This is a genomic window from Microbacterium sp. Soil_C_42 (assembly GCF_057656735.1).
In genome coordinates this window covers 40,260-60,145 of sequence record NZ_JBDGJU010000015.1, presented here as the reverse complement: position 1 = coordinate 60,145, position 19,886 = coordinate 40,260, and the positions used below count along the sequence as shown (strand labels likewise).

Genomic DNA, 19,886 nt, shown 5'->3' with positions numbered 1-19,886 from the left:
TCACCGGGCGCGCCGGGGCGCGGCATCCCGATAACCTGAATGCATGACGCATACGGGCAACCCCTTCGGACAGGTGCTCGTCGCGCTCGTCACCCCCATGACGGCCGACGGCGAGGTCGACTGGCCCGCTGTCGAGAAGCACATCGACGACGTCATCACCGCGGGGGCCGACGGCATCGTCGTGACCGGCACCACGGGTGAGACGTCGACCCTCACCGACGCGGAGAAGATCCGCCTCGTCGAGGTCGGAAAGGATGTCGCCGCCGGCCGCGCCAAGATCATCACGGGCGGCGGGTCGAACGAGACCGCGCACGCGATCGAGCTCTACAAGGCCAGCGAGAAGGTCGGCGCCGACGGCATCATGATCGTCACGCCCTACTACAACAAGCCCACGCAGGCGGGCATCCTGACGCACTTCCGCCTGGTCGCGGACGCCACCGACCTGCCGGTGATCCTGTACGACATCCCGGGCCGCACCGGTGTGCCGATCCGGTACGAGACGATCCTGCGTCTCGCCAAGCACCCGAACATCCTCGCCATCAAAGACGCCAAGGGCGACTTCAGCGAGGTGAGCCGCGTGCTCAACCAGACCGACCTGATGTACTTCTCGGGCGACGACGCCAACGTGCTGCCGCACCTCGCGATCGGCGCGACGGGGCTCATCGGCGTCACCGCGAACATCGCGGCGCAGCCCTACCGTGCGATCGTCGACGCCGTGAACGCCGGCGACCTCAAGACGGCCACCGCGGCGCACCAGCAGCTCGAGCCGCTCGTGCGCGCCGTGATGACGCACGTGCCCGGCACCGTGTCGGCGAAGTACATCCTCCACGGCCTCGGCCGCATCGGCAGCCCCCGCGTGCGGCTGCCGCTCGTCGGGCCGGAGGAGTGGGAGGCCGCCAAGATCGAGGACGAGCTCGCTCTCGTGCACGACGTGCCCGGCGCCGACTTCTCGAACTTCCGTCCTGACCGCAACGCCGCCGCCGGCGGCGCGCTGCCGAAGGTCTCAGGCACCACGAGATGACGAATCGCGCCGTCGAACGGTCGACGGCGCGCAGATGACGGGCGTCTCGGCGCCCGGAGGAGGCTTCGCAATGCCCACCACCCCGTACGACCCGCCGGAGCTCGCAGCAGGAACCCTACGGATCGTCCCGCTCGGCGGCCTCGGCGAGGTCGGGCGCAACATGACGGTGTTCGAGTACGGCGGGAAGCTCCTCGTGGTCGACTGCGGCGTGCTGTTCCCCGAAGAGCACCAGCCCGGCGTCGACCTGATCCTCCCCGACTTCGAACCGCTCAAGAAGCGGCTCGACGACATCGTCGGCGTCGTGCTCACGCACGGCCACGAGGACCACATCGGCGCGGTGCCGTACCTGCTCAAGCTCAAGGGCGACATCCCGATCATCGGATCGGGACTGACCCTCGCGCTCACCGAGGCGAAGCTCAAGGAGCACCGGATCAAGCCGTACAGCCTCACAGTGGCGGAGGGCCAGACCGAGAACCTCGGGCCGTTCGAGCTCGAGTTCGTCGCGGTGAACCACTCGATCCCCGACGCGCTCGCCGTCGCGATCCGCACCCCCGCGGGTCTCGTGCTCGCCACCGGCGACTTCAAGATGGACCAGCTCCCGCTCGACGGCCGGCTGACCGACCTCCGCGCGTTCTCGCGGCTGGGGGAGGAGGGCGTCGACCTCTTCCTCGTCGACTCGACCAACGCCGATGTGCCCGGCTTCACGCCTCTGGAACGCTCCATCGGCCCGGTGCTCGACCAGGTGATCGGCAAGGCGCCGCGGCGCGTGATCGTGGCGAGCTTCTCGAGCCACGTGCACCGCGTGCAGCAGGTGCTGGATGCGGCCGCCGCCCACGGCCGTCGCGTGGCCCTCCTCGGCCGCAGCATGCTGCGCAACATGACGATCGCCGAGGATCTCGGGTACCTGCACGTGCCCGAAGGCGTGCTGATCGACTACAAGAAGGCGCGCGACCTGCCCGACGACCAGATCGTCTACATGTCGACCGGGTCGCAGGGCGAGCCGATGGCGGTGCTGAGCCGCATGGCGAACCTCGACCACGCGATCGAGCCCGGTCCCGGCGACACCGTGATCCTGGCCTCGAGCCTCATCCCCGGCAACGAGAACGCGGTGTACCGCGTGATCGACGGGCTCACCAAGCTCGGCGCCAACGTGGTGCACAAGGGCAACGCCAAGGTGCACGTGTCGGGCCACGCCGCGGCCGGTGAACTGCTGTACTGCTACAACATCCTGAAGCCGAAGAACGTGCTCCCGGTGCACGGCGAGTACCGCCACCTGATGGCGAACGCGCGTCTCGCCCAGGACACCGGGATCGCGCCCGAGCGGACCATTCTCGCCGAGAACGGCACCGTGATCGATCTCAAGGACGGCGACGCGCGCGTCGTCGGACAGTTCGACCTCGGCTTCGTCTACGTCGACGGCTCGACAGTGGGCGAGATCACGGACGCCGACCTCAAGGATCGCCGGATCCTCGGCGAAGAGGGCTTCATCTCGGTGATCGTGGTGGTCGACGCGTCGACCGGCAAGATCATCTCCGGCCCGGAGGTGCACGCCCGCGGCTTCGCCGAAGATGACGCGGTCTTCGAAGATGTCAAGCCCAAGATCGCCGCGGCGCTCGCCGAGGCGGCCAAGTCCGGTGTCCGCGACCCGCACGCGCTGTCGCAGGTCGTGCGCCGCACGATCGGTCGCTGGGTCAACCAGTCGCTGCGCCGCCGGCCCATGATCGTCCCGCTCGTCATCGAAGCGTAGCGAGATGACCATCACGCGGAGTATCGAAGCGTAGCGAGATGACCATCACGCGGAGTATCGAAGCGTAGCGAGATGACCATCAAGCGGAGTATCGAAGCGTAGCGAGATGACCATCAAGCGGAGTATCGAAGCGTAGCGAGATGACCATCACGCGGAGTGGCGAGGCGTAGCGAGATCGCCATCCGCGGAGTATCGAGGCGTAACACGCGGGCCGTACCATCGGCGTCGTGGCCTCCTCGTTCCGCATCCGTCCCGCCGTGTCGGCCGACGGCGCCTTCCTCGGCGACATGGTCGTCGAGGCGGCGAACTGGCGCCAGGGCGGGGCGCGACCCCGCCACGAGGTGATCGGCGGCGCCGAGCACCGGCGTTACGTGGCGGGCTGGATGCGGCCGGGCGATGCCGGCTTCGTGGCCGAGGACGCCCACGGGGAGCCGATGGGCGCCGCCTGGTACCGCATGCTCCCGCGCGACGACCCGGGCTTCGGGTACGTCGGCACCGGGGTGCCCGAGCTCATCATCGGCGTGCGCCCGATCTGGCGCGCTCACGGGGTGGGTCGCACACTCCTGCAGAGACTGTGCGAGCACGCGGGCGCGCAGGGGTTCGCGCGCATCAGCCTCAGCGTCGAGCGGGGCAACTTCGCCTCGACGCTCTATCGCAGCGAGGGCTTCGCCGTCACGCAGAGCGGGTCGGGCCGCGACACGATGGTCAAGCGCCTGCGCTGAGGCATCCGGCGAAGCCGGCCTTCGCCACGCGCCGGGCCTGCGGCCGCTCGGCGGCGTGGTTGCGGGCAAATGTCGGGGTGTCGGCCTACCGTGGGGGGATGGCCAGGAGCTCAAGCCCGACCAGCCGGTCGCGCGCGTCTTCGACCGCGTCGACGAACGCGCGATCGAGCGCGCCCTCGTCGGCGCGCAAGCCCGCGGCCGCCAAGCCGGCACCCGCACCCAAGCGCTACGTGAACGAACCCGATCGTCCGCCGGTCGTCGCGCGGGCGTGGATGGGGCTCGCGCACGCCACCGGCAGTCTGTTCCGCGCGTTCGGTCCCGAGGCGCTCGAGAAGGACCAGCGCCGCGACGGCTTCCCGTTCCTTCTCGTGCTGCTGGCGATCGCCGGCGCCGTGAACGAGTGGTTCTTCATCGGCAACGCGGTCGCGAAGACGATCAGCGCGTACACCGTCGGAATGCTGATCGGCCGTGAGGCCTTCGTCATGCCGGTGCTCCTGCTGCTGCTCGCGGGCTGGATGTTCCGGCATCCGTCGTCCGTGCACGACAACGGCCGCGTGGGCATCGGATTCGGCCTGCTCGTCCTCACGATCGCGGGCTTCTGCCATGTCGCGGGCGGGCGCCCGCAGCCGAACCAGGGACTTCCCGCCTTGAGCGAGGCGGGCGGCCTCCTCGGCTGGATGCTCGGCGAGCCGCTGGCCATGGTCCTCACCGACGTCGGCGCGTACATCGTGCTGTCGCTGCTGGCCGTGCTCAGCATCCTGATCATCACGAAGACGCCCCCGAACCGCATCGCGCGCCGCCTCGGCGAGCTGTACTCCTGGATGTTCGGCGCCGAGCCGCGGGAAGAGAGATCGGCGACGGATGCTGCAGCCTCGGCCGCTGCGGACGACGAAGGCGACTCCTCCCTGCCGTTCTGGCGTCGCAACAAGACCGGCCGCGAGAAGGACCCAGAGGGCGGCCTCGGCTCGCAGGACCTCACCGAGCTGCTCACGCCAGGCACGTCGCAGGGCGGGTTCGAGCAGGCGATCGCCACGCCCGTGACCCCTCCGCCGGCGCCCGCGACCGACGCGCTCACCGAGGTCATCGACCCCGCCGTGCTGTCGGCGGCGAAGGCCGCGACCTCGTCGCGCACGTCGCTGCGCGACGATGCCGAGGTCATCGAGGACGACGGCACGCTTCCCGGCCTCGACGGCATCGGCTCGGACACCGCCCTCGACTCGCCGTCCGCGCCGTACCGGCTGCCGTCCGTCAACTCGCTGGCCGCAGGATCGCCCCACGTGGCGCGCTCTCAAGCCAACGACGACACCGTCCGCGCGATCACGAGTGTGCTCGAGCAGTTCAACGTGGACGCCCGCGTCACCGGGTTCTCGCGCGGACCGACCGTCACGCAGTACGAGATCGAGGTCGGTCACGGCGTGAAGGTGGAGCGCATCACCGCGCTCACGAACAACTTCGCGTACGCCGTCGCCTCCAACGAGGTGCGCATCCTGGCGCCGATCCCCGGCAAGAGCGCCATCGGCGTCGAGATCCCCAACACCGACCGCGAGATCGTCACCCTCGGCGACGTGCTGCGCTCGCAGACCGCCACCAGCCAGACGCACCCGATGACCATCGGCGTCGGCAAGGACGTCGGGGGCGGGTACGTCGTCGCGAACCTCGCGAAGATGCCCCACCTCCTCGTCGCCGGCTCGACCGGCTCGGGCAAGTCGAGCTTCGTGAACTCGATGATCACGAGCCTCCTGATGCGCGCCAAGCCCGCCGACGTGCGCATGGTCCTCATCGACCCGAAGCGCGTCGAGCTGACGTCGTATGCGGGCGTGCCGCACCTCATCACGCCCATCATCACGAACCCCAAGAAGGCCGCCGAGGCGCTGCAGTGGGTCGTGAAAGAGATGGACATGCGGTACGACGACCTCGCGTCGTTCGGCTTCCGACACATCGACGACTTCAACAAGGCCGTCGTCGCCGGCGAGATCACGCTTCCGCCGGGCAGCGAGCGTGTGCTCAAGCCGTACCCGTACCTGCTCGTGGTCGTCGACGAGCTCGCCGACCTCATGATGGTCGCGCCTCGCGACGTCGAGGACTCGATCGTCCGCATCACGCAGCTCGCACGCGCTTCGGGCATCCACCTCGTGCTCGCGACGCAGCGACCCTCGGTCGACGTCGTCACGGGCCTCATCAAGGCCAACGTGCCGTCGCGTCTCGCGTTCGCCGTGACGAGCGTCACCGACTCCCGCGTCATCCTCGACCAGCCCGGCGCCGACCGCCTCATCGGCCAGGGCGATGGCCTGTTCCTGCCGATGGGCGCCTCGAAGGCGCTCCGCGTGCAGGGTGCCTGGGTGAGCGAGAAGGAGATCGAGGACGTCGTCAAGCACGTCACCAACCAGGCGCGACCGGAGTACCGGGCCGACGTCGCGGCGGTGGCGGAGAAGAAGGAGATCGACGCCGACATCGGGGACGACCTCGAGCTTCTCCTCGCGGCGGCCGAACTCGTCGTGTCGAGCCAGTTCGGCTCGACGTCGATGCTCCAGCGCAAGCTCCGGGTCGGCTTCGCGAAGGCGGGCCGTCTGATGGATCTGCTGGAGTCCCGCGAGATCGTCGGCCCCTCCGAGGGCTCCAAAGCCCGCGACGTGCTCGTGACCGTCGAGCAGCTGCCGTCCGTCCTGGCGCGCCTGCGCGGCGAGGATGTGCCCGACACTGCGCCCACTCCGGCGGCCCCCGCCGCGGCGGAGGACGACCGCTACGGAACGGATGCCGTGGCATCGCAGTACGACGGCTACCCCGTGGTCGAGAGTGACGACGACGGATCCGAAGACGCATGGGGTCTCACCGGCCGCGACTGACCGCCGGCTCCGCGCGGCCGGGCGCGCCGATAGGCTCGGCTCCATGGCGATCCCCCGGCAGCTGCCCAACGCGATCACGATCGTGCGCATCCTGTGCGCGCCGGTCTTCCTGTGGATGCTCCTGGCCGACGGGGGAGCGGACGGCGCCCTGCGGTGGTGGGCGGCCGCGCTGTTCATCGTGGCGATCGCGACCGACGGGATCGACGGCTACCTCGCCCGCAAGCACGAGATCGTCACCGATCTCGGCAAGCTCCTGGACCCCATCGCCGACAAGGTGCTCACCGGATTCGCCTTCATCGGGCTGTCCATCCTCGGCGAGCTGCCGTGGTGGATCACGATCATCGTGCTCGTCCGCGAGATCGGGATCACGGTGTACCGGTTCATGGTCGTGAGCGACCACGTGCTGGCCGCCGCCTGGATGGGAAAGCTCAAGACCCTCGCCCAGGGTCTCGCCCTCTCGTTCGCCCTGCTGCCGCTGTGGACCCTTGTGGGCGACTGGATCTTCTGGGTCAACGGCGTGCTGATGACGATCGCGGTGATCCTGACGATCGCGAGCGGCATCGACTACATCGTGACCGAGCTTCGCGCTGCTCGCGCGAAGCGGAGGGACTCGTGACGGACGAGCCCTCGGAGGGGACGGATGCCGCAGCCGCCGTGCTGCGCGCCCTCCAGATCCGCGGGTGGTCGATCGCCGCGGCGGAATCGCTGACCGGTGGCCGGGTCACTGCCACGCTGATCGACGTGCCGGGCGCGTCCGCCCACGTGCGGGGCGGGATCGTCGCATACGCCACCGACCTCAAGACGACCGCGCTCGGTGTCGAAGCGGACCTGCTGGCGGCCCGCGGTGCCGTGGATCCCACGGTCGCCGAGGAGATGGCGCAGGGCGCACGACGTGTGCTGCGCGCAGACGTGGGGCTCTCGACGACGGGCGTCGCCGGCCCCGAGCCGCAGGACGGGCATGCCGTGGGCACGGTCTACATAGCGGTCGCCACGCCCGAGACGGCCATCGTGTCGGCCCTCGCTCTGTCGGGAACGCGCGACGAGATCCGCACCGCGACGGTGCGGGGCGTGCTGGAGCTGGCCCTCGCCGTGCTGTGAGGCATCCGCGAATGGTGACATCCGGTCCGGGAACAGATGGTGTTTCGTCTCGGTTACATTCGGTGATTCCCACCCATTGCCCAGTTGTCGGGATTAGATTGGCATCATCCGGTGCTGTACTGTTGGGCACCCGGACGACGGTGGAATCAGAAGTGAGGAGGGGCCCTGATGATCTTGGTACGTCAAGAGATCGGCGAAGTGCTTCGTGATTTCCGCCAGCAGAAGGGGCGCACCCTCCGCCAGGTGGCGAGCCGCGCGAGCGTCGCGCTGGGGTACCTGAGCGAGGTCGAGCGCGGCCAGAAGGAGGCGTCGAGCGAGATCCTCGCGTCGGTCGCCGAAGCCCTGGACGTCCCCATCTCCACGATCATGCGCGAGGTGGGCGACCGCATCTCGGTGCTCGAGGGCATCCAGCCCTTCCCCGATGTGGTTCCCGACGAGCTCGTGGCCTCGGTTGACGCCGAGTTCTCGCTGCGCTGATCGCCTCTTCGCAGTTCTTCTATGCGCCGCAGTGAGTTCCAGCGTGCCGTTGTGGACGAGTTCGGTGTGCGCGCGAACGCCGTCGTGACCGACCTGTACCTGTCGAAGGTGGGCGGTCGCACGGCCGCCGAGGCGATCGATGCCGGGGTCGACCCGCGCGACGTGTGGCTCGCTCTGTGCGAAGAGCTCGATGTGCCCGCCGAGCGCCGATACGGCGTCGGACGACTCGAGCCGCGCCGCCGCTGACCCGCTCCGCGGTGCGCGTTCCGGTCGCCGCGATCCGGCGTGTCATCGAAGAAGTGTTCGAGATCCGCGTAGGCTCCTGCACAGCAGGTGTCGAGGGCGTGTTTTCCACGCACCGGGAAGGAGCGAAGACGGATGTCGGAGCCCCTCCCTAACGTGAACAGCGTCGAACGACACCTCACGCCTTGTCGCAGCATCCGTCCCACCGGGGTGGAGCGCGACAGCCTACAGGCGACGGAACGCGAGCACTGAGGAGCACGTCATGCCATCAACCGTTGACCGCGAGAAGGCCCTGGAGTCGGCCCTCGCCCAGATCGACCGGCAGTTCGGGAAGGGCTCGGTGATGCGCCTCGGCAGCGACGAGCGCGCTCCTGTCGAGGTCGTGCCCACCGGATCGATCGCCCTCGATGTGGCGCTCGGCATCGGCGGTCTCCCGCGCGGCCGCATCATCGAGATCTACGGACCGGAGTCGTCGGGTAAGACGACGCTCACCCTGCACGCGATCGCGAACGCGCAGCGCGCCGGCGGCATCGCGGCGTTCATCGACGCCGAGCACGCGCTCGACCCCGATTACGCGCAGAAGCTCGGTGTCGACATCGACGCGCTGCTCGTCTCGCAGCCCGACACGGGTGAGCAGGCGCTCGAGATCGCGGACATGCTCGTGCGCTCCGGCGCGATCGACCTCATCGTGATCGACTCCGTCGCCGCCCTCGTGCCGAAGGCAGAGATCGAAGGCGAGATGGGCGACTCCCACGTGGGTCTGCAGGCGCGCCTGATGTCGCAGGCGCTGCGCAAGCTCACGGGTGGTCTCAACCAGACCAACACCACGATGATCTTCATCAACCAGCTGCGCGAGAAGATCGGCGTGTTCTTCGGCTCGCCCGAGACCACCGCCGGTGGTAAGGCGCTCAAGTTCTACGCGTCGGTCCGTCTCGACATCCGTCGCATCGAGACTCTGAAGGACGGCACTGAAGCGGTCGGCAACCGTACCCGCGTCAAGGTCGTCAAGAACAAGATGGCGCCGCCGTTCAAGCAGGCGGAGTTCGACATCCTCTACGGCGTGGGCATCTCGCGGGAGGGCAGCCTCATCGACTTCGGCGTGGAGCACGCCATCGTCAAGAAGTCCGGAGCCTGGTACACCTACGAGGGCGAGCAGCTCGGGCAGGGCAAGGAGAACGCCCGCAACTTCCTCTTGAAGAACCCGGATGTCGCGGCCGAGATCGAGACGAAGATCAAGACGAAGCTCGGCATCGGTGTGCCCAAGGCCACGGGCGAAGTCGCGGACGAGCTGGCGGCGCGCCGCCCGGCCTGATGGTCCGCTTCGTCGACAGCAGCGGCGAGTCCGACGCATACGACGGCGACGGACTCGCCCCCGTGACATCGCTCTTCGGCGACCGCAACGCGAAGGCGTACCCGAAGACGGTGGCAGACGTCCGGCAAGAGCTCGAGGACCGGATCCCTGTGGGTCGAGGAGACCAGGACTCGTGGGCCGAGCCTGTTTCCGCACCGTCGGCACGGGCTGCAGCCGAGTGGCGGACCGAGCGGAACGACGGCCCCGGCGCGAGCACGACCGCGAGCGCTCGCAGCGGACCCGAGCGCGATGAGCGTGAAGAGCGCCCCATCGACCTCGACGCCGAGCGCGCCGGCAGGGCCCGTTCCGGGGTGAGTCGGCGAGGTGCGCCGGAGGCCACCGATCCCGCCGAGGCGGCCGAGCTCGGCCTGCTGAAGAAGCTGCGTGCTCGGCAGGTCTCCGTATCGGAGGCGAAGACATACCTCGGTCAGTACGAACTCGGCCGTGAAGGCGTCGACGCGATCCTCGAGGCCTTCCTCGAACGCGGCTACCTCGACGACGCCCGGCTCGCGGAGCAGGTGGTGCATGCCGGCGTCGATCGCAAGGGGCAAGGGCGCCAGGCGCTCTCGCAGAGCCTTGCGAAGCGGGGGATCCCACGCGATGTCGCTGACGCAGCGCTGGCCGAGCTGCCCGACGACGACGCAGAACGGGCGCTCGAGTTCGCGCGGTCCAAGGCGGGCTCCATGCGCGGGCTCGAGCCCGACGTCGCGCTTCGTCGTCTCGCCGGCCAGCTGGCGCGACGGGGCTACGGGGGCTCGGCGGCGCTCAACGCCGCCCGGCAGGCGCTGGACGAGTCGTCGCGTCCCACAGGACGGGTGCGATTCGACTGACGCCCACCGCCCGGGTACGTCCGTGTCATGCCCCGGCACGGGGCCCGGACGCGCAGCATCCACTACCAGCCTCCCTGCATGCGGACGGCTCGTAGAATGGCGGGATCATGTCTTCCCCTTCCGCCACCCCGACTCTCATCGCGCCCTCCGAGGCCGCGCACGATGTCGACGGGCGTGCGCGCACCTACGAGGTGCGCACGTTCGGCTGCCAGATGAACGTGCACGACTCCGAGCGCCTCTCCGGTTCGCTCGAGAGCGCCGGCTACGTCCGCGCCGAGGCGGGCCAAGAGGCCGACGTCGTCGTCATCAACACGTGCGCCGTGCGCGACAACGCCGCCGGCAAGCTGTACGGCACGCTCGGTCACCTCAAGTCCCGCAAGGACAAGCACGAGGGCATGCAGATCGCCGTCGGCGGCTGCCTCGCGCAGATGGACAAGGACGTCGTCCAGCAGAAGGCGCCCTGGGTCGACGTCGTCTTCGGCACCCACAACATGGGATCGCTGCCGAGCCTGCTCGAGCGTGCGCGCCACAACGGCGACGCCGAACTCGAGATCCTCGAGTCGCTCGAGATCTTCCCGTCGACGCTGCCCACCAAGCGCGACAGCGTCTACAGCGGCTGGGTCTCGATCTCGGTCGGCTGCAACAACACCTGCACGTTCTGCATCGTGCCGAGCCTGCGCGGCAAGGAGAAGGACCGCCGCCCGGGCGACATCCTGAACGAGATCCGCCTCCTCGTCGACGACGGCGCGATGGAGGTCACCCTCCTCGGCCAGAACGTCAACTCGTACGGCGTCGAGTTCGGCGACCGCCAGGCGTTCGGCAAGCTGCTGCGCGCCGCCGGCGAGATCGAGGGCCTCGAGCGCATCCGCTTCACGAGCCCGCACCCCGCTGCGTTCACCGACGACGTCATCGACGCGATGGCTGAGACCTCGGCCGTCATGCCGCAGCTCCACATGCCGTTGCAGTCGGGCAGCGACCGTATCCTCAAGGCGATGCGCCGGTCGTACCGCAGCGAGAAGTTCCTCGGCATCCTCGATCGCGTGCGGGACAGGATGCCCGACGCCGCCATCACGACCGACATCATCGTGGGTTTCCCGGGCGAGACCGACGAGGACTTCGAAGACACGATGCGCGTCGTCGAGCAGGCGCGCTTCGCCAGTGCCTTCACGTTCCAGTACTCGATCCGCGAAGGCACACCGGCGGCCACCATGCCCGACCAGGTGCCCAAGGAGATCGTGCAGGAGCGCTACGAGCGCCTCGCCGCCCTGCAGGATCGCATCTCGCGCGAAGAGAACGAGAAGCAGCTCGGCCGCGAGCTGCAGGTGCTCGTCTCGACCGGCGAGGGCAAGAAGGACGCCGAGACCCACCGCCTCACGGGCCGTGCCGAAGACAACCGGCTCGTGCACTTCGAGGTGCCCGAGGGCTCCGAGATCCCGCGCCCCGGAGACGTCGTCTCGGTCGTGGTGACGCACGCCGCGCCGTTCCACCTGCTCGCAGACTCTACCGACGGCGCGCCGCTGCGCATCCGCCGGACGCGCTCCGGCGACGCGTGGGATCGCTCGCAGGCCGAGTCGTGCGGCATCCCGGCGTCCGCGGGCGACGCGTCGACGGCCTCCGCCGGGGCGCCCCGCGCTGTCTCGCTCGGGCTGCCGACGCTGCGCGTCGGCGTCTGACCCCACCGTGAACACCCCGACCGACGACGCCGCCTGGCCGCCGCGCCTGTGGGCCGTGGTGGGCGCGACGGGGACGGGTAAGACCGCGCTGTCGCTCCAGCTCGCCGAAGCGCTCACGGCCGGCGGCCGCCGAGCCGAGATCGTGAACGCCGACGCGATGCAGTTCTATCGCGGCATGGATATCGGCACCGCGAAGCTTCCCGAGGCCGAGCGGCGAGGCATCCGTCATCACCTCTTCGACGTGCTCGACGTCACCGACGACGCCGCGGTCGCCTGGTATCAGGATGCGGCGCGCACCGCGATCCGCGAGATCCACGGTCGCGGCGCCGACGCGGTGCTGGTCGGCGGGTCCGGACTGTACGTGTCGAGCGTGCTCTTCGACTTCCGCTTCCCGCCGCGGGACGAGGAGCTCCGCGCCCGGCTCGAGGCGGAGCTCGAGGAGCACGGCCCCGGCGCCCTCTATGCCCGCCTGCGCGAACGGGACTCCGCGACGGCGGCCAAGGTCGATCCGCGCAACGGCCGGCGCATCGTGCGCGCACTCGAGGTTCTCGAGCTCGGTGAGCGCACGCACGGCGCGATGCTGCCCGAGGCTCCCGTCCTCTGGTACCCCGACACCCGCATCGTCGGCGTCGCCGTGCCTCGCGACGAGCTCGTGCTCCGCCTCGATGCGCGCGTGGAAGCGATGTGGCGGGACGGGCTTCTCGAGGAGGTGAGGGCTTTGCGCGCGCAGGGCCTCGAACGCGGCGTGACGGCGCGTCGAGCCATCGGCTACGCGCAGGCGCTCGCGCAGCTGACGGGGGAGATGACCGAGGCCGAGGCGATCGCCGAGACCCAGGCGCTGACGCGCCGCTATGCCCGCCGCCAGGTGTCGTGGTTCAAGCGCTACGACGATCTCAGGTGGGTGGATCCGGAGACGGATGCCACCGCCCTGGCAGACTCGTGGTCATGAGCATCGCGATCCGGGCCTTCGATCTCCCCGACACCGAGGCCGTCGTCTCGCTGTGGCAGCAGGCGGGGCTCACGCGGCCGTGGAACAACCCCTACCAGGACATCCGCCGCAAGCTCTCGGTGCAGCCGGAGCTGTTCCTGGTCGCCGTCGACGACCGGACGATCGTCGGCACGGTCATGGCCGGCTACGACGGCCACCGCGGCTGGCTCTACTACCTTGCGAGCGCGCCGGACCGGCGCGGCGAGGGGATCGCACGCAAGCTGGTCGGCGAAGCCGAGGAGCTGCTGACCGAGATGGGCTGCCCGAAGGTGCAGCTCATGGTGCGGCCCGAGAACGGGATCGCGCGCGGGTTCTACGACTCGCTCGGCTACGAGCCGTTCGAGACGTGGAACACCGGCAAGCGCCTCATCGCCGACTGAGCCGGGCCGGGGCCGGAGTCTCGGATCCCGCCCGTAGACTGGTGCGATGCCGCAGACGATCGCGTTCACCAAGGGCCACGGCACCGGCAACGACTTCGTGATCGTCCCCGACCCCGACGGCGCACTCGACCTCAGCGACGACCAGGTCGCGGTGCTGTGCGACCGGCGTTTCGGGATCGGCGGCGACGGCATCCTGCGCGTGGTGCGCGCGAGCGCCATCGACGAGGGCGCCGAGGCGGCGGAATCCGGAGCCGAATGGTTCATGGACTACCGCAACGCCGACGGCTCGAAGGCGGAGATGTGCGGCAACGGCGTGCGGGTCTTCGTGCGCTATCTCGTCGACGTCGGCTGGGCGGACGTCGACGGTGAGCCGCTCAAGGTCGGCACCCGTGCGGGCATCAAGACCGTCACGCGCAGCGACCGTGGGTACGAGGTCGACCTCGGCCCGTTCGTCGTCGACGACTCCGGTGTGCTGGTGCGCACGCGCGGCGGGGGCGCTCCTCGTCCGGGTGTCGGGATCGACGTCGGCAACCCCCATGTCGTCGTGGCGCTGCCCGACGACGCGGAGCTCGAGGCACTCGACCTCGCCGCGCAGCCGCTGCTGCAGCCCGAACCTCCCCACGGCGCGAACGTCGAGTTCGTCGTCCCGAGCGACCCGCTCGTGCACGAGGGCGTCGGCTCGATCCGCATGCGCGTGTTCGAGCGCGGCGTGGGCGAGACGCTGAGCTGCGGCACGGGTGTCGCGGCCGCTGCACTGGCGGTGCGCCACTGGGCCGGTCCCGCGGCCCCGGATCACTGGGTCGTCGAGGTCCCCGGCGGCACGCTGGGCGTGCGGATGCCGGAGGTCGACGGGGGGCGGCACGTGCTCCTGTCGGGCCCCGCGACGCTCGTCTACACCGGCGAGGTCACGCTCGCGTAGCTCAGCTCAGCCCTCGGGCAGCTCGGGCAGGTCGATCGGCTCGCTCGGCGGTGAGCCGTGGCGGCGCACCTTGAGCACGCGGAAGCCCCGGGCCGTCGCCGCGCGGTGCACGGCGAAGCGCCGGTCGAGCGTCGCGGCGAGCCAGCGCTGCAGCGAATCGGAACCGAGGTTGCGCTGCACCACGAGCCAGGCGTCCGCGCGCTCGTCGAGCCGGGGGATCCAGCGTTCGAGCAGGCCGTGCAGCTCGTTCTTGCCCACGCGGATGGGGGGATTCGACCGGATCGTGCGGAACAGGATGTCGTCGGGAACATCATCGGGCAGCGATGCGTTGACGTTGTCGAGCCCGAGTGCCGCCGCATTGCGACGCACCAGGTCGAGTGCACGCTCGTTCACGTCGACGGCCCACACGGTCGCGTGCGGCGCGTCGAGGGCAAGGCTGAGGGCGATCGGTCCCCACCCGCACCCGAGGTCGAGGAAGTTCCCGCTCGCCGGAGGCGGGGGAGTGTTCGACAGCAGCACCGCGGTTCCCGAGTCCACGTGGTCGGGGCTGAAGACGCCCCCGGCAGTCGTGACCTCGAGATCGCGACCGGCGAGTGTGACCCGGATGCGGCGCAGGTTCTCGGGGCTGGCGGGCGTCGCACTGAAATAGTGGTCACTCCCCATGGCTGACGAGCCTAGCGGAGGTGCTCCGCACAACGGGAAGCTAGAATTCACGGATGCCGCGAACCGGCCGATGAACGCGGGAAAACGGCATCCACCGCAACAAGCGAAGGAACACATGACGGATACCACGACACCCCAGAGCACCGACGAGACGCCGGTGGACCCGGTGGATCGCGTGCTGGCGCGCGCCGAAGCGCGCTCGGGGGTGCACGTCTTCGGGGCCGCTCAGGCGCTCCAGGACGAGGCAACGATCGGGCGCGCCGACAGCGACGGCGAGCAGTGGGACCGCGAGGAGCGCGCCGCGCTCCGGCGCGTCCCCGGGCTCTCCACAGAGCTCGAGGACGTCACCGAGGTCGAATACCGGCAGCTGCGACTCGAGAACGTCGTGCTGGTCGGCGTGCACGCGCAGGGCGAGACGGAGGATGCCGAGAACTCGCTGCGCGAGCTCTCGGCGCTGGCCGAGACGGCCGGCGCCGTCGTGCTCGACGGCGTGCTGCAGCGGCGTCCCCACCCGGACCCCGCGACCTACGTGGGTCGCGGCAAGGCGGAGGAGCTGCGCGACATCGTCGCCTCGGTCGGCGCCGACACCGTGATCGCCGACACCGAGCTCGCCCCCAGCCAGCGGCGCGCCCTCGAGGACGCCGTCAAGGTCAAGGTGATCGACCGTACGACGGTGATCCTCGACATCTTCAGCCAGCACGCGAAGAGCCGCGAGGGCAAGGCCCAGGTCGAGCTGGCGCAGCTCGAGTATCTCCTCCCGCGCCTGCGCGGGTGGGGTGACTCGATGAGCCGCCAGGCCGGCGGCCAGGTGGGTGCGGGGGGCGCGGGCATGGGCTCGCGCGGTCCCGGTGAGACGAAGATCGAGCTCGATCGTCGCCGCATCCGCACGCGCATGGCCCAGCTGCGCAAGCAGATCCGCGACTTCGCCCCGGCGCGCGACGCCAAGCGGGCCGAGCGAAAGCGCAACACGATCCCGTCGGTCGCGATCGCCGGGTACACCAACGCCGGCAAGTCGTCGCTGCTGAACCGCCTCACGAGCGCGGGCGTGCTCGTCGAGAACGCCCTGTTCGCGACGCTGGACGCCACGGTGCGGCGCACCGAGACGAACGACGGCCGGATCTACACGCTCACCGACACCGTCGGCTTCGTGCGCAACCTGCCTCACCAGCTGGTGGAGGCGTTCCGGTCGACGCTCGAGGAGGTCGGCGACGCCGACGTCATTGTGCACGTCGTCGACGGCTCGCACCCTGACCCCGCCGCCCAGCTGGCGACGGTGCGCGATGTGATCGGCGATGTCGGCGCGCGCGACATCCCGGAGATCATCGTCTTCAACAAGGCCGATCTGATCGACGACGACGCGCGTCTGCTGCTGCGCGGACTCGAGCCCAAGGCGGTGTTCGCCTCCTCCCGCACCGGCGAGGGGATCGACGAGCTGCGGGCCCTCATCGAACAGACGCTGCCGCTGCCGGCGGTCGAGGTGCGCGCGCTCGTGCCCTACGACCGCGGCGACCTCGTCTCGGCGATCCACGAGCAGGGGATGATCCTCGCGCAGGCGCACGAGGAGGGCGGCACCGCCGTGCACGCCCGTGTGGGCGAGCACCTCGCCGCACGCCTCGCCCCCTTCGCGGTCTGAGACCGCGAGCCGCCGCTCGAGCCGCTATGCGAGCTCGAGCGGCGGCACTCCCGGCGTCTCGAAGCCGAACACCTGGCCGAGGAACGCGAGCTCGGCCTCCATGGTGCGCACGAGCGTCGTCGCGCTGCGGAAGCCGTGCCCTTCGCCCTCGAACGCGAGGTAGGCGTGGGCGACGCCGTTCGCCGCGAGGGCGTCGCGCACAGCCTCGGACTGCGACGGCGGCACGACGCGATCGTCGAGACCCTGCTCGATCAGCAGCGGCGTGCGGAGCCGGTCGAGGTGCGACAGCGGCGACCGCTCGACATACAGCGCCTCGGCCTCGGGCAGCGGCCCCACCATGCCGTCGAGATAGCGGGCCTCGAAGTCGTGCGTGTCCTCGGCGAGCCTGCGGAGGTCCGCCACGCCGTAGCGGCTGATGCCCGCGCCGAACGCGTCGGAGTTCGTCAGTGCGCACAGCACCGTCCAGCCCCCCGCCGAGCCGCCCGCGATCGCGAGCCTGGCCCCGTCGGCGGCGCCCGCCTCGGCGAGCCCGCGGGCCGCCGCCACGACGTCGTCGACGTCGACGACGCCCCACTGCCCGCGCAGGCGCTCGCGATAGGCGCGGCCGTAGCCGCTGGAGCCGCCGTAGTTGACGTCGAGCACGCCGATTCCGCGGCTGGTCAGGTACGCGATCTTCCCGGATGCTGCGCCGCCCACGTGATCGGTCGGACCGCCGTGCGCGAACACCACGTACGGGGGTCGCTCGCCGTCGGGCCCGACGACTCCCGGGTTCGCCGGCGCGTAGTCGAAAGCGTGGACAGGACCATGGGGTCCGGGCACGGTGACCGGGCGGGAGCGCGGCATCCACTCGGCTCCCCACGGCGAGGCACCGCCGACGATGAGCCGTGTCGCCGTGGGATCGTCGACGTCGACCTCCCAGAGCCCTGCGCCGCCGGAGCCCGCGCCGGAGAGGACCACGCGGGTGCCGCGGGCGTGCTCGATCGACAGGCGCGTGACCGCGTCGACGGGCACCGCGCGGCGCTCGCCGGCGGCGTCGCGCACGACGAGCTCCTCCGCGCCGTTCGCCTCGACAGCGGCGATGCGCCCGTCGGCGAGCAGCGTGAACCACCGCGTGCCGAGCACCCACAGCGGACCGCCGCTGTCGGCGTCGACAGCCGCGATCGGCTCATGGCGCAGGTCGGCCGTGAGCCGCAGCCGCCACAGGTTCCAGCGGCCGGTCGGATCGTCGGCGTAGACGAGGTCGTCGTCGTCGACCCACTCGGGCTGCAGCGGCGAGGAGCCGCCGCCCGCGACCGTGGTCCACTCCGGGCCTTCGCCGCCCTCGAGGCGCGCGACGCGCAGCTCCGCACGATCCCAGGCCATGTGGGGGTGGTTCCACGCGATCCAGGCGAGCCGCGAGCCGTCGGGCGACAGCGCGGGGTGGGCGACGAAGTCGCTTCCGCTTGCGAGCGAGCTCAGGCGCGCAGCATCCTTGGTTCCGCTGCCGCCCCGCGGGACCTCCACGATGTCGCGAGCCGGAACTGCGGTGCCGGCGGTGTGGTCCTCGCGCACGGCGAGCAGGCGGCCGCGCTGCAGCGTCAGGCCGCCGAAGCGGACGTCGCCGGCCTCGGGTGTGAGCGGGCGCGGCTCACCGCCCGGCTCGAGCCGCCAGACGCGCTGGTCGCTCTTCTCGACGAAGTACAGCACGCCGTCGTCGTCGGCCGTCCACGAGCCGCCGCCGTACTCGTGCACGCGTGACCTGGCACTCCACGGCGCGGGGAGCACATCGACGACGGAGCCGGATGCTGCCCTCCGGCGCACTGCGGAGCGGCCGCCCTCTTCAGGCACGGACTCGCCCCACCACACCTCCGGCTCGTCCGCACCGACGAAGCGCGCTCCCTCCAGACGCGGAGAGGCTGCGGAGACCTCCGCGGCGGAGATGGGGGAGGGCCAGCTGCCGTAGGGGCGCACGTCCGGTGTCGTCACGCACACCACGGTACGACGAAGGCCGCGGGAATCGCGATCGAAACAGAACGTCACAGGAGACACCACCGCGGCGCGCTCCGCTACCGTGGACGAATCGTCGCCCGGTCGTCCTCACGGACGCCCCGAACCTCGGGGCCCGGGCAGGAGCGACAGCCGAGCCCGGCACCCGCCCGCGAATGACACCCCCTCCGCCGTCCGGCGGGTGGAGGTGCCGCGGCCGATCGGGCCTTCCCGTACGGCTCAGCCCTGTCCGCCGATCCCTGAGAAGCAGGCCATGTCGATCGACCTGAGCACTCCTCCCGTGCCGATCTCCTTCGAGGTGTACCCGCCGCGCTCCGACGCGGGCGTCGCCGCTCTCCACGAGACGATCCGCCACCTGGCATCGGTCGACCCGCGGTTCATCTCGGTGACCTACGGCGCGGGCGGCTCCACCGGCGGCCGCTCCCTCGAGCTGCTGACCCACATCCTGCGCGAGACCCACGTCGAGCCTCTCGCCCACCTCACGTGCGTCGGGAACACCTACGCCGGTGCGAACGCGCTGATCCGGGAATTCCTGGATGCCGGGATCACGAGCTTCCTCGCACTCCGAGGGGATCCGCCGGCGGGCGTGTCGGAGGACGACGTCTTCCTCGGCGATCTCGACAGCGCGGCCCAGCTCGTGCAGCTCATCGACTGCGTGCAGGCGGAGCGTGAGCCCTACAGCGAAACGCCCATCCCCGGCGTGCCGGGTGCGGTGCGGCTCGCAGAGCGCCCCCGCGTCGACATCGCCGTGGCGGCGTTCCCGAACGGTCACCCGCGGTCGAGGCATCCGTTCGAAGACATCGACGCGCTGCTCGCGAAGCAGGCGGCCGGCGCGACGCTCGCGATCACGCAGCTGTTCTTCCACGCCGACGACTACCTGACGTTCGTGCAGCGATCGCGCGAAGCGGGCGTCACGATCCCGATCCTCCCCGGCATCATGCCGATCACCTCGCCCACTCGGCTGCGCCGGGTGCTCGAGCTGACAGGGGAGCAGCTGCCGGTGGACCTCGCCGTCGCACTCGACCTCGAGCCCACCGCCGAGGGGCAGCGCGAGGTGGGCGTCGCGCACGCCGCGCGACTCGCCCGCGAGGTCGTGGACGGGGGCGCCCCCGGCGTCCACCTGTACGCGTTCAACAACCACGAGACGGTCCTGGACGTGCTGAGCGAAGCCGGCGTGCTCGCCTCCTCCACGCGAATGCCCGACGGCGTCCGCTGACGCGGACGCCGCGATCCGTCGGATGACCGACGGGTCTCTTCGGCGACCCCTGAAGACCCCCCCAATCCGAGATGAACGAAGCGAAAGAGAGAGCAC

General features: G+C 70.4%; 18 protein-coding genes. 16 read left to right on the top strand and 2 right to left on the bottom strand.

From position 1 onward, the window contains the following. The first annotated feature begins 43 nt into the window (after nucleotides 1–43). The 14 genes from dapA (at nucleotide 44) to dapF (ending at nucleotide 14,292) form a co-directional block, all read left to right on the top strand. Nucleotides 44–1,021, top strand: a complete 978-nt coding sequence (gene dapA / locus AC3A46_RS10970) for a 4-hydroxy-tetrahydrodipicolinate synthase (protein ID WP_056370087.1) — start codon at nucleotides 44–46, stop codon at nucleotides 1,019–1,021. A 70-nt stretch (nucleotides 1,022–1,091) separates the two neighbouring features. Next, complete coding sequence (locus tag AC3A46_RS10965; RefSeq protein WP_487665201.1) at nucleotides 1,092–2,768, top strand: ribonuclease J; 1,677 nt, start codon at nucleotides 1,092–1,094, stop codon at nucleotides 2,766–2,768. Nucleotides 2,769–2,995: 227 nt separating this feature from the next. Further along, nucleotides 2,996–3,490, top strand: coding sequence for an N-acetyltransferase family protein (locus AC3A46_RS10960; protein WP_487665200.1), 495 nt, complete (start codon nucleotides 2,996–2,998; stop codon nucleotides 3,488–3,490). Nucleotides 3,491–3,588: 98 nt separating this feature from the next. After that, the gene (locus AC3A46_RS10955) at nucleotides 3,589–6,333 is read left to right on the top strand and encodes an FtsK/SpoIIIE family DNA translocase (RefSeq protein WP_487665199.1); all 2,745 of its coding nucleotides are present in this window, start codon (nucleotides 3,589–3,591) and stop codon (nucleotides 6,331–6,333) included. Nucleotides 6,334–6,376: 43 nt separating this feature from the next. After that, entirely contained in the window at nucleotides 6,377–6,949 is a 573-nt protein-coding gene (gene pgsA, locus AC3A46_RS10950; protein WP_487665198.1) for a CDP-diacylglycerol--glycerol-3-phosphate 3-phosphatidyltransferase, read from the top strand. After that, on the top strand, nucleotides 6,946–7,431 hold the full coding sequence (locus AC3A46_RS10945) for a CinA family protein (RefSeq protein ID WP_487665197.1): 486 nt from the start codon (nucleotides 6,946–6,948) through the stop codon (nucleotides 7,429–7,431). Before pgsA ends, AC3A46_RS10945 begins: the two co-directional genes overlap by 4 nt. A gap of 168 nt (nucleotides 7,432–7,599) precedes the next feature. Next, nucleotides 7,600–7,908, top strand: coding sequence for a helix-turn-helix domain-containing protein (locus AC3A46_RS10940; protein ID WP_487665196.1), 309 nt, complete (start codon nucleotides 7,600–7,602; stop codon nucleotides 7,906–7,908). A 21-nt stretch (nucleotides 7,909–7,929) separates the two neighbouring features. Next, nucleotides 7,930–8,154 (top strand): DUF3046 domain-containing protein, encoded by a 225-nt coding sequence (locus tag AC3A46_RS10935; protein WP_487665195.1) that lies wholly within the window; start codon nucleotides 7,930–7,932, stop codon nucleotides 8,152–8,154. A gap of 259 nt (nucleotides 8,155–8,413) precedes the next feature. After that, nucleotides 8,414–9,463 carry a recombinase RecA gene (gene recA / locus AC3A46_RS10930; RefSeq protein WP_487665194.1) on the top strand — a complete coding sequence of 350 codons (1,050 nt, stop codon included), beginning with the start codon at nucleotides 8,414–8,416 and terminating at the stop codon, nucleotides 9,461–9,463. Beyond that, on the top strand, nucleotides 9,463–10,332 hold the full coding sequence (locus AC3A46_RS10925; RefSeq protein ID WP_487665193.1) for a regulatory protein RecX: 870 nt from the start codon (nucleotides 9,463–9,465) through the stop codon (nucleotides 10,330–10,332). The genes recA and AC3A46_RS10925 overlap by 1 nt, the downstream gene beginning before the upstream one ends. Before the next feature lie 107 nt (nucleotides 10,333–10,439). Further along, nucleotides 10,440–12,005 carry a tRNA (N6-isopentenyl adenosine(37)-C2)-methylthiotransferase MiaB gene (miaB, locus tag AC3A46_RS10920; RefSeq protein WP_487665192.1) on the top strand — a complete coding sequence of 522 codons (1,566 nt, stop codon included), beginning with the start codon at nucleotides 10,440–10,442 and terminating at the stop codon, nucleotides 12,003–12,005. A gap of 7 nt (nucleotides 12,006–12,012) precedes the next feature. Next, complete coding sequence (gene miaA / locus AC3A46_RS10915) at nucleotides 12,013–12,954, top strand: tRNA (adenosine(37)-N6)-dimethylallyltransferase MiaA (RefSeq protein ID WP_487665191.1); 942 nt, start codon at nucleotides 12,013–12,015, stop codon at nucleotides 12,952–12,954. Beyond that, a complete protein-coding gene (locus AC3A46_RS10910) occupies nucleotides 12,951–13,373 on the top strand; it encodes a GNAT family acetyltransferase (RefSeq protein ID WP_487665190.1) in 423 nt (140 codons plus the stop codon). Before miaA ends, AC3A46_RS10910 begins: the two co-directional genes overlap by 4 nt. A gap of 46 nt (nucleotides 13,374–13,419) precedes the next feature. Then, the gene (gene dapF / locus AC3A46_RS10905) at nucleotides 13,420–14,292 is read left to right on the top strand and encodes a diaminopimelate epimerase (RefSeq protein WP_487665189.1); all 873 of its coding nucleotides are present in this window, start codon (nucleotides 13,420–13,422) and stop codon (nucleotides 14,290–14,292) included. A 6-nt stretch (nucleotides 14,293–14,298) separates the two neighbouring features. Here the strand turns inward: dapF and AC3A46_RS10900 are convergent, their stop codons facing one another. Beyond that, nucleotides 14,299–14,955, bottom strand: a complete 657-nt coding sequence (locus AC3A46_RS10900) for a class I SAM-dependent methyltransferase (RefSeq protein WP_487665188.1) — start codon at nucleotides 14,953–14,955, stop codon at nucleotides 14,299–14,301. A gap of 115 nt (nucleotides 14,956–15,070) precedes the next feature. Here AC3A46_RS10900 and hflX point away from each other — a divergent pair, with 115 nt between their 5' ends. Further along, the gene (hflX, locus tag AC3A46_RS10895; protein ID WP_487665187.1) at nucleotides 15,071–16,588 is read left to right on the top strand and encodes a GTPase HflX; all 1,518 of its coding nucleotides are present in this window, start codon (nucleotides 15,071–15,073) and stop codon (nucleotides 16,586–16,588) included. Between the two features lie 24 nt (nucleotides 16,589–16,612). On the opposite strand, the gene AC3A46_RS10890 is transcribed toward hflX, so the two are convergent. Beyond that, nucleotides 16,613–18,553, bottom strand: a complete 1,941-nt coding sequence (locus AC3A46_RS10890; RefSeq protein WP_487665186.1) for a S9 family peptidase — start codon at nucleotides 18,551–18,553, stop codon at nucleotides 16,613–16,615. A 274-nt stretch (nucleotides 18,554–18,827) separates the two neighbouring features. Between AC3A46_RS10890 and AC3A46_RS10885 the strand changes: the two genes are divergently transcribed. Further along, complete coding sequence (locus tag AC3A46_RS10885) at nucleotides 18,828–19,790, top strand: methylenetetrahydrofolate reductase (protein WP_487665185.1); 963 nt, start codon at nucleotides 18,828–18,830, stop codon at nucleotides 19,788–19,790. Nucleotides 19,791–19,886: the final 96 nt, after the last annotated feature.

Excerpts from the sequence above, each read along its gene's own strand:
- AC3A46_RS10900 (WP_487665188.1), bottom strand. The coding sequence starts at position 14,955 with ATGGGGAGTGACCACTATTTCAGTGCGACGCCCGCCAGCCCCGAGAAC.
- pgsA (WP_487665198.1), top strand. The coding sequence starts at position 6,377 with ATGGCGATCCCCCGGCAGCTGCCCAACGCGATCACGATCGTGCGCATC.
- AC3A46_RS10935 (WP_487665195.1), top strand. The coding sequence starts at position 7,930 with ATGCGCCGCAGTGAGTTCCAGCGTGCCGTTGTGGACGAGTTCGGTGTG.
- AC3A46_RS10940 (WP_487665196.1), top strand. The coding sequence starts at position 7,600 with ATGATCTTGGTACGTCAAGAGATCGGCGAAGTGCTTCGTGATTTCCGC.
- recA (WP_487665194.1), top strand. The coding sequence starts at position 8,414 with ATGCCATCAACCGTTGACCGCGAGAAGGCCCTGGAGTCGGCCCTCGCC.
- AC3A46_RS10955 (WP_487665199.1), top strand. The coding sequence starts at position 3,589 with ATGGCCAGGAGCTCAAGCCCGACCAGCCGGTCGCGCGCGTCTTCGACC.
- dapA (WP_056370087.1), top strand. The coding sequence starts at position 44 with ATGACGCATACGGGCAACCCCTTCGGACAGGTGCTCGTCGCGCTCGTC.
- dapF (WP_487665189.1), top strand. The coding sequence starts at position 13,420 with ATGCCGCAGACGATCGCGTTCACCAAGGGCCACGGCACCGGCAACGAC.
- hflX (WP_487665187.1), top strand. The coding sequence starts at position 15,071 with ATGACGGATACCACGACACCCCAGAGCACCGACGAGACGCCGGTGGAC.
- AC3A46_RS10910 (WP_487665190.1), top strand. The coding sequence starts at position 12,951 with ATGAGCATCGCGATCCGGGCCTTCGATCTCCCCGACACCGAGGCCGTC.
- miaB (WP_487665192.1), top strand. The coding sequence starts at position 10,440 with ATGTCTTCCCCTTCCGCCACCCCGACTCTCATCGCGCCCTCCGAGGCC.
- AC3A46_RS10885 (WP_487665185.1), top strand. The coding sequence starts at position 18,828 with ATGTCGATCGACCTGAGCACTCCTCCCGTGCCGATCTCCTTCGAGGTG.
- AC3A46_RS10965 (WP_487665201.1), top strand. The coding sequence starts at position 1,092 with ATGCCCACCACCCCGTACGACCCGCCGGAGCTCGCAGCAGGAACCCTA.
- AC3A46_RS10925 (WP_487665193.1), top strand. The coding sequence starts at position 9,463 with ATGGTCCGCTTCGTCGACAGCAGCGGCGAGTCCGACGCATACGACGGC.